General features: G+C 62.8%; 10 protein-coding genes. 4 read left to right on the top strand and 6 right to left on the bottom strand.

Translation table 11 applies throughout. The annotated features are described in order from the left end of the window. Positions 1-222: 222 nt before the first annotated feature. The 4 genes from AC5RWU_RS23260 to AC5RWU_RS23245 form a co-directional block, all read right to left on the bottom strand. On the bottom strand, positions 223-822 hold the full coding sequence (locus AC5RWU_RS23260) for a class I SAM-dependent methyltransferase (protein ID WP_493986541.1): 600 nt from the start codon (positions 820-822) through the stop codon (positions 223-225). Positions 823-869: 47 nt separating this feature from the next. After that, positions 870-1,439: a GNAT family N-acetyltransferase gene (locus AC5RWU_RS23255; RefSeq protein WP_493986540.1), complete on the bottom strand. Its 570-nt coding sequence runs from the start codon at positions 1,437-1,439 to the stop codon at positions 870-872. 506 nt (positions 1,440-1,945) lie between these two features. Further along, positions 1,946-2,203 carry an FtsX-like permease family protein gene (locus AC5RWU_RS23250; RefSeq protein ID WP_493986539.1) on the bottom strand — a complete coding sequence of 86 codons (258 nt, stop codon included), beginning with the start codon at positions 2,201-2,203 and terminating at the stop codon, positions 1,946-1,948. 87 nt (positions 2,204-2,290) lie between these two features. Next, positions 2,291-2,839, bottom strand: a complete 549-nt coding sequence (locus tag AC5RWU_RS23245) for a hypothetical protein (RefSeq protein WP_494037336.1) — start codon at positions 2,837-2,839, stop codon at positions 2,291-2,293. Between the two features lie 78 nt (positions 2,840-2,917). On the opposite strand from AC5RWU_RS23245, the gene AC5RWU_RS23240 reads away from it, so the two are divergent. Together AC5RWU_RS23240 and AC5RWU_RS23235 are read left to right on the top strand one after the other, a co-directional pair. Continuing rightward, the gene (locus tag AC5RWU_RS23240) at positions 2,918-3,388 is read left to right on the top strand and encodes a hypothetical protein (RefSeq protein ID WP_493986537.1); all 471 of its coding nucleotides are present in this window, start codon (positions 2,918-2,920) and stop codon (positions 3,386-3,388) included. Further along, a complete protein-coding gene (locus AC5RWU_RS23235; protein ID WP_493986536.1) occupies positions 3,381-3,686 on the top strand; it encodes a transcriptional regulator in 306 nt (101 codons plus the stop codon). The genes AC5RWU_RS23240 and AC5RWU_RS23235 overlap by 8 nt, the downstream gene beginning before the upstream one ends. A 486-nt stretch (positions 3,687-4,172) precedes the next feature. Here the strand turns inward: AC5RWU_RS23235 and AC5RWU_RS23230 are convergent, their stop codons facing one another. Beyond that, positions 4,173-4,367: a helix-turn-helix transcriptional regulator gene (locus tag AC5RWU_RS23230; RefSeq protein ID WP_493986535.1), complete on the bottom strand. Its 195-nt coding sequence runs from the start codon at positions 4,365-4,367 to the stop codon at positions 4,173-4,175. Next, a complete protein-coding gene (locus AC5RWU_RS23225) occupies positions 4,364-4,723 on the bottom strand; it encodes a hypothetical protein (protein WP_494037335.1) in 360 nt (119 codons plus the stop codon). Before AC5RWU_RS23225 ends, AC5RWU_RS23230 begins: the two co-directional genes overlap by 4 nt. 369 nt (positions 4,724-5,092) lie before the next feature. On the opposite strand from AC5RWU_RS23225, the gene AC5RWU_RS23220 reads away from it, so the two are divergent. Further along, complete coding sequence (locus tag AC5RWU_RS23220; RefSeq protein ID WP_493986542.1) at positions 5,093-5,200, top strand: ATP-binding cassette domain-containing protein; 108 nt, start codon at positions 5,093-5,095, stop codon at positions 5,198-5,200. 601 nt (positions 5,201-5,801) lie between these two features. Then, entirely contained in the window at positions 5,802-6,680 is an 879-nt protein-coding gene (locus tag AC5RWU_RS23215) for a ketopantoate reductase family protein (RefSeq protein ID WP_493986533.1), read from the top strand. Positions 6,681-7,270: the final 590 nt, after the last annotated feature.

Genomic DNA, 7,270 nt, shown 5'->3' with positions numbered 1-7,270 from the left:
CGGCCGGCCCGGGATACGCCTACCGAAGGGCCATGCACAAGAGCCAGCTGCAAGCCGTCGGAGTGGAAGTTTAGTTCAACGCTGGGAACGCGGCCCAATGTCGCATCATTCGGTGCCGCAACGCGGCACTGAGAGCGATAACTTATGCGCAGGACTGAATGACGCATGGGCGCCCGTGCTCAAGTTCTCTCTGCCCTGGGAACCTTCCCTTTTGGGCATCCTTCAGCGGGCAATCGCAGTGATGGATGCATGTTGCCGTTTTCCGGGATCATGGCGTGTTTCAACGTCTAGAACATCGAATCCGACACCGTGCAGCATGTACCTCATTTGGTCTAGAGACCAGTAGTACGCCGTGGCGATGGCATGATCGAACGGCTCGCCGGAGGCACCCTCGAAGAACCCGATGAGCAGGTGCCCTTGCGGCGCGAGAGCGCGCGCGAACTCGGAGAGGATCCCCGACATCTCCTCGGGTTCCAAATGAATCAGTGAGTACCACGCGAGCAGGCCATTCAGACTCCCGTCCGCTACATCGAGAGCACGTAGCGAGGAGACCTGGAACGATACCTCGGGGAAGCGGGATCGGGCCCTCTCGATGAACTCGGGCACGATGTCAATACCCGTGATATCCAGGCCCTTCTGGTGAAGGAAGTTTGTCCAGTGTCCGGGGCCGCATCCCGCGTCGATTACACGGCCGTCGATCCCGTCGGACCACAGTTCTATGCGTTGCCGATCTGACTCGTGCATGTCTGCAACCATTCCCAGAGCAACCGTGTACTCTGCAGCCCGGGCGGCGTATGCCTGCAGAACCTGCACATCAGTCATGCAACAACCATAGGAGCGGGTGTGCGCCATACCCGTAAGCCAATCGATTACTGAGACGGAATGACGCGGTTCATCGAGTACACGATGGGGCCGCCTGGGATCGTGGTCGTCGCGGCGGTAGTGAATCCCAGCCGTTGGTAGAGGCGCACGTTTCGCTCGTCCGAGGTTTCGAGAGCGACGGGCTCGCCTCGCTGGTCGATCATCGCCAGACCTTCCGCGATCACGGCTACCCCGAGGCCCGCTCCCTGATGGGCTGGATCGACGCCGACAGTTTCGAGAGTCCAGCATCCTGCCAGAGCGTCGGGGAGGGACAGTCCTGAAAGCGCAGCGAGGCGTGATCCGTGCAGCTCGACCACCCGCTGTTGAATCTGCTCAGTCGGGGTCGGGGCGTCTGGCGGAAGGAACGCAGCGACTGCACGCACCTGTTCGTCCACGAGCACGATGCCGTGGTTAAGCGCGTGGGCGAGATAGAGACGCTGAACCTCTTCGAGGCGTTCTGCGTATCCGTCGTCGGGGAGAGTCCATCGCGTCCAAGGGTACGTGTCGAACGCTGCGGCGAGGACCCGTGCTGCGGAGTCCAGGTCTGAAGAAGTGGCGGGGCGTATGCGGTGGCTCATGCAGTGATTCTCCTGTATGGACACTTTCTCGGAGCAGGTCTAACGAACATTGCCCCGCCCTTCAGTACGGAGACCGTACGTCATTCACATGTGTGCGAAGGCAATCGTCGAACTGCGAGGGGCTCCCGCCCCGCCTGCAGGACCCCCGGAGGGCCGGCCCCGGTATCCGAGGAGGTAAGTCGGCCAACCGGAAGTATTTGTCAGCGGATGCAAGGATGATAGCCATGTGGATCTGTTGTTTCCGTCGCTACGGAAACCGCCACATGAAGCCAGCAGCCATCATCATGGACTCAACCGAGCCAAGGCCGATGGGCCGGCCCTCGGCGCACTCCACAGCCCGCCCCCTGCCGAACGGCCCGCACCCAAATCAGGGAACGCGCAGGTTCCCAAATTAGGTTGCATCGCGCGGCCGCCGTCGCCGGGATCGCCGCAATCGCAATGAGTGTCAGCGCAGTCACTACATCTTCCCCGTAATAGACGTGGGCATGGGGTTGGCTTCCGCGCGGTCATGCCGCCTGCAGCGCCGTCGTCGGTGAGACTCGGACCGCGCGGCGGGCCGGGGCCAGGCTCGCGGCCACGATCACCAGGATGGCCACGCCCGCGCTTGCGGCTATCACCGGCCACGGAACGGTGGGAGCGAAGAACCCGACGCCCTTGATGGAGGAGAGCAGGCTCACGGCGCCTGCCCAGCCGTAGAGCACCCCCAGAAGGATGCCGAGCACGATGGCCGCCACGGTGAGCTGGACCGACTCGGCGAGGATCATCGCGCACGCGGTGTCGGGAGAGTCCGATCGCGCGCAGCAACCCAATCTCGCGGGTGCGTCCCAGTGGCACGGGCGGAGAGGTTCCATTCAGATTCCCAGCAAGCTGGCCAAACTCGGCACTGGAAGGAACGGCATGTATTCGTGCCACCCAAGGAAGAATGAAAACGCCGCATGAATGAGTGGGGCGGACAAGGCAGCAAGAACCAGGTACACGGCCGTGCGCTTCCAACCCATCCGGAAAACAAGCGGAGGCACCACGATTGTGGTGAGCGCGGGAACCGGGTAGTAAATCCACCACGGCAGGCCCAGGAGCAGCCCGTATTTTCCAAACAGCATGCCACCCACGACAACGGTGAGGGACACTGCGGCCACGGCCAGCATGCGCCGGCGGAAGGCCGCCCGCCCCAGAACCAGGCGAAGGAGCAGAACGAACTCGACAAGGGATACCGCAATCATGACCGGAAAGCGCCAGTCCGTTCCCATCCATCCCCCAACCAGTCGTTCGGCGCCACTGCCGACTGCGCCGCCGTCCCCGCGTCTTCTCCCGTCAGCGCAGTCTAGTTCACGACACGAGGTTCCCGGCTTCAGCGTCGCCCGCAGCCCCTGGGAGACGTGTCGCGTGTGCGGATCCTCCAACGGACACTTCCCAGCTGGTCAATCATCCGCCCGAACATCTCTTGCCGGTACGGAAAGTGATTCTGTAGTCTTTCCGATATGGAAAATAACTTTGAGGGGCGCCCGTCGTCCGAGGATGCCGCCGCCAGCCTGCGCGACCTCGCTTCCGACCGTCAGGCACTGGCCGACGGAGTGCAAGTTCCCAAAACACTGCTGGCCGCGCTCGGGGGCGTGGCGGCCTGGTGGGTGGCAGCGGCCGCGACGGTCAACCCCGGGGAAAACTACGAGCCCCCGACTTCCGGATGGCTGGGCCTGGTCGCGGTTCTAGTGATCGTTCACCTGATCCGCCGCGAAACCGGAATCCGATTCCGCAAGTTGGGCGTACGCGCCGTAATGGCGACGACCGCGATTCTCGTGGTCTGCCTAACCCTGTTCTCGATCTCGCTCGTTTTGGCCTCCTTCGGCGCCCGCTGGGCCGTGGTGCTGACCAGCCTGTCCGCCTTCGGTCTGGTCACTTGGCTCGCGGGAATCGTCTACCGCTCGGCGCTGGATCAGCTGCGCCGTGATTAAGGCCCGGTTCGACCAGGTCATCCACGCGCCGGTACGGTTACGGATCTGCGGAGTACTGCGGCCGGTGGAGCAGATGGACTTCGCTGTGCTGCGCGACACGCTGGACGTCTCGGACGCAACACTCTCGAAGCACCTGAAAACCCTGGCAGAGGCCAGATACGTCAGCCTGACCAAGGCCGCATCCGCCGCGCGCACGGATGCCCGCCGCCTGACCTGGGTAACCCTCACACCAGCCGGGCGGAACGCCTTCGACGCGCACGTGCGTGCACTGCAGGAGATCGCCGGCACTGCCGGCTGAACACACCCACCCGACTCTTGAGCCCTCTCCTGCCTGTCTGCAGTTCGTCACTGCCACCTCCTGCCCGGAAAGGGACACCGGAGCGGTCACCGCGACCTGCACGTCACCCCCGCCCGAGGAGCTTCCGGATCTGCTGTTCGGCGACTCTGTGTCCACAGGAGCAACCAAGTTGCTCGTGCCGCTTCCCGCAATATGAGAATCGCAGGATCAGACGGGCCCCTTGTGACTGTTAGTTCAGAATATGGCGGCTTTTTCACAGTTGAATCGGCGGTTTCTAGCTGATCCCGATGACGAGTGTCGAGCATGCCGCTTCAATGACGTCGTCCGTGATTGTCGTTAGGTCGTTGATTTTCATGAGTTCAACGACCGCGCGCGATTGAACCTTGATTTTTTGTATCCGCGCGGACCAGCCGGCGAACTGTGAACGAGCGGATGCCGGTTTTCGCCAGCAACGTCCGAGTCTTGATCGAGCTTCGCCCCGGCCAGTCATTGTTCGTAGAGAAAGATCTCTTCGATCTTCATCTCGAATAGCCTGGCGATACGGAAGGCGACCGGGAGGCTCGGGTCGAACTTCCCTTTCTCAATTGCGTTGATTGTCTGTCTTGACACATTCACGCGCTCAGCCAGATCCGCCTGGGTCCAGTCGCGCTCAGTTCGAAGGGCGTTTAGGCGGTTCTTCACCGGTATCTCAGCGTCCCCACAACGGTGGCGAGAAGGTAGACCACGGCCATCAGAGCGGAGAAGAATGCGATATTGGCGTCGAAGGCGATGAGGCCGACGCTGTTCGCGGCCGCATAGGCGAATCCGCCCACCAGCCCCACCCCAAGTGCGACGGCGACCGCATCCAGCATGATCTTTCGATGCAGTTCATCCACTCCTCGGAGAAAGCGTGCATGGGCCACTATCCATCCGACGCCAAGTACGAGGTTGGCGGCAATTGCGATCCAGCTCCCGACCGGCTGGGAGTCCCACAGGAAACCGGGGCCGAAATTGGCCAGGGCAAGGGTTGCCGTCCAGGCGAGCGTCCAGACCCCCAATCCAAAAACGTTCCTGATAGCACGCTGTTTCCCGGTTTGGTTGTGTTCTTGCACGGGTCGTTCCTCCTTTGAAGTCAAGTGTGCTTGACACGATAGGCTGCGCAGGTAATCGTGTCAAGCATCCTTGACACAGTAAGCCCCCGAATACCACCCTTCTCGACGGCGGCGCTGCTCAACTGGGCTGCGCCGCTACACGACGCCAGGCTTTGCCGCGTCCCGGTCGCCGGACTCGCCGGGGGCATGCCGGCAAAATACGAGCTTGCCGATCAGTTCTGGGCGTCCCGCCGGGGGCGGTGTACGGCCTGGAGCAGCTCGGCCATGCCTTCCCCGGGCAGGCCTTCCTGTTCACGGACCTGACCCTGTGAGTTCCTGCCCGGGAGGTCCTACGCCCTCACCGGCCCCTCCAGTTCGGGTAAGAGCACCCTGCTGGGCATCATCGCCGGATGGACCTCACCGGCGTCGGGAAGCGTCCCATAAGCCGGTGCTGTTCCGCGACAAGGATGAACGAGAACTTATGCACATGCCTGAATGTGTGAATCGCAGCGGTTGGCGGTTAATTCGCAGGTTGGTTTGGCGGTTCTTCCGGCCCGTGTGGGGAAGGCTTGGGCGCTTTTGCGGTCGGTTCTTTCGGTTCCGGATGTTGCCCCGGAGGCTTCCCGGTCGCGCACTGCCGCCAAGGTTCGCCATGGCCGCTGTGGGGCAGAAAGAAGCCGTGGTGGTCGGCCTCTACAGGGGGGGCTCGGTGTCACACGGCAAACGTTGTATCGCCGCGTTTTCCCATCTGGAGGACTGCGACCCGATGGCGCGTAGTCATCGCGAAGCGATAGCCGTCATTTGAGCCGAAGGGGGAACGCCGGGCGACGCCTGAAACGTAACCATCACCGCCTCACCGGAAAACGCCAGCTCGAGACCTGCGACTGCTGCGAACCAGCCAAAGCGCACACCCGGGTCCTCCAAACTGCCGGGCGGCAGCTGGCTCCGATAAACGGCAAGGTTCGGCAACCCGGGCGGCAAACAGACCTCACGCACCTGACATGCCGGAGCATGTTCGGGGCCGGGGCCCTGCTAGGTTGGGGGCGTGACTGAAGTGAAGCCTGTGATTTCAGTTGTCGGACCGGGAGCGGTGGGTGGACTATTGGCGTGGCTCCTCCATCGCGCCGGGGCAAATGTCGTTGTCGTCGGCCGGGCGGCATCCGTCGAAAGGATAATCTCCCACGGAATCCGGGTGACCAGCACGGTATTCGGTGAGGGAACCGAGTTCGTCCCGGCGTGCGGGACCGTGCCTGAGGGGGCGAGCGTCATCCTCACGGTGAAGACCTTCGGCCTCGGCGACAGCCTGAAACTGATCGCGGAGAGCCAGCCCCGCGAGGTGCTCTCCCTCATGAACGGGGTGGGGCACACGGAGGTGCTGTCACGGCACCTCGAGGGCATCCCGGTGGCGGCCGGAAGCATTGCCATTGAGGCAGCCCGGTCAGCGGACGGGGCAATCGAGCACAGGAGCCCCTTCGCCCGCGTCACCGTGCCGTCGAGTGCCGGTGAGTTCGTTTCGGTTCGCTCCCTGGCTGAAACCACGGCCGAGCTCACCGTCGGAGGAACCGACGCGGAGGTCCTCTGGCGCAAGTTCCGCTTCCTGGCGCCCCTCGCCCTGTTGACTTCGTACTGGCAGGCTCCCCTGGGCGAGGCCATGGCGAAGGATGCCGCCCTCACGCAAGCGGTCCTGGCCGAGGTCGTCGCGTGCGAGATCGCCAACGGTGTGCCTGACACGGTCGAAACGCTCGCCGCTACCCTGTCGGCGCTGCCGGCGACGATGCGCTCGTCGCTGCAGGCCGATCTGGCCGCAGGGCGGCCGAGCGAACTCGACTCGATCGGCGGCGAACTGGTTCGCCAGGCAGAGCGTTACGGAGTGGGAATTCCCGCCGTCGAGAAGGTCGTTGCCCGGTTGTCGGCGAACAGCTGATCCCCGCCCACGGCCGCGGGTCCACGTGCCGCGTCGTGCCGGGCTGTGGCGTCGTGCCTGCAGGACGGACCTTCCTCCGGTGTCTGCAGGCGGGTATGGGCATCTGTGCAGACGGCTTCTGAAACTGACACCGCTGAGCCGTCTCGGCAGGCTGGTCGGTTCACGAACCGTGAAAATGTAGCGGATTCGATCATTTTCGCTACAAACCAGCCGGCTCGTTCAGAGGGTGTGAATCGCAGCGATAAACTTATCGCTGCTAGTCACATGCAAGGAGGGGACCATCTTGCCACCATGTCTTGCAAGTAGCTGTCGGCTGGCTGTTCTCAACGGCTGTTCCGAGACACGTTTTAAAGGAATGAGGGCAGCGCAGCGTGTCAGGTTGGAGTAAACCCCAACCTGACCTCAGGCAGCTGTTTGAAAAGCTGTCGGAATAGACTTCAAATTCCCTGTTCTTGACATGCTTTGGCCGAAGTCCTGGATTTCAGCCTGACAGTTTCGGGGCGGGAGGCTTAGCCTGCCTCTTCATCGAGCACCCAGGCCCGCTTCAGCGGCAGAGCCGCCCGGGTTTCATCAGGCAGCCGGTCATACAC

This window comes from Arthrobacter sp. B0427-1-12, assembly GCF_059092905.1.
This window is presented reverse-complemented; position numbering and strand designations above follow the sequence as displayed.

Bases quoted from the DNA above. Each gene is read 5' to 3' on its own strand.
- AC5RWU_RS23255 (WP_493986540.1), bottom strand. From the start codon at position 1,439: ATGAGCCACCGCATACGCCCCGCCACTTCTTCAGACCTGGACTCCGCA.
- AC5RWU_RS23260 (WP_493986541.1), bottom strand. From the start codon at position 822: ATGACTGATGTGCAGGTTCTGCAGGCATACGCCGCCCGGGCTGCAGAG.
- AC5RWU_RS23240 (WP_493986537.1), top strand. From the start codon at position 2,918: ATGGAAAATAACTTTGAGGGGCGCCCGTCGTCCGAGGATGCCGCCGCC.
- AC5RWU_RS23250 (WP_493986539.1), bottom strand. From the start codon at position 2,203: ATGATCCTCGCCGAGTCGGTCCAGCTCACCGTGGCGGCCATCGTGCTC.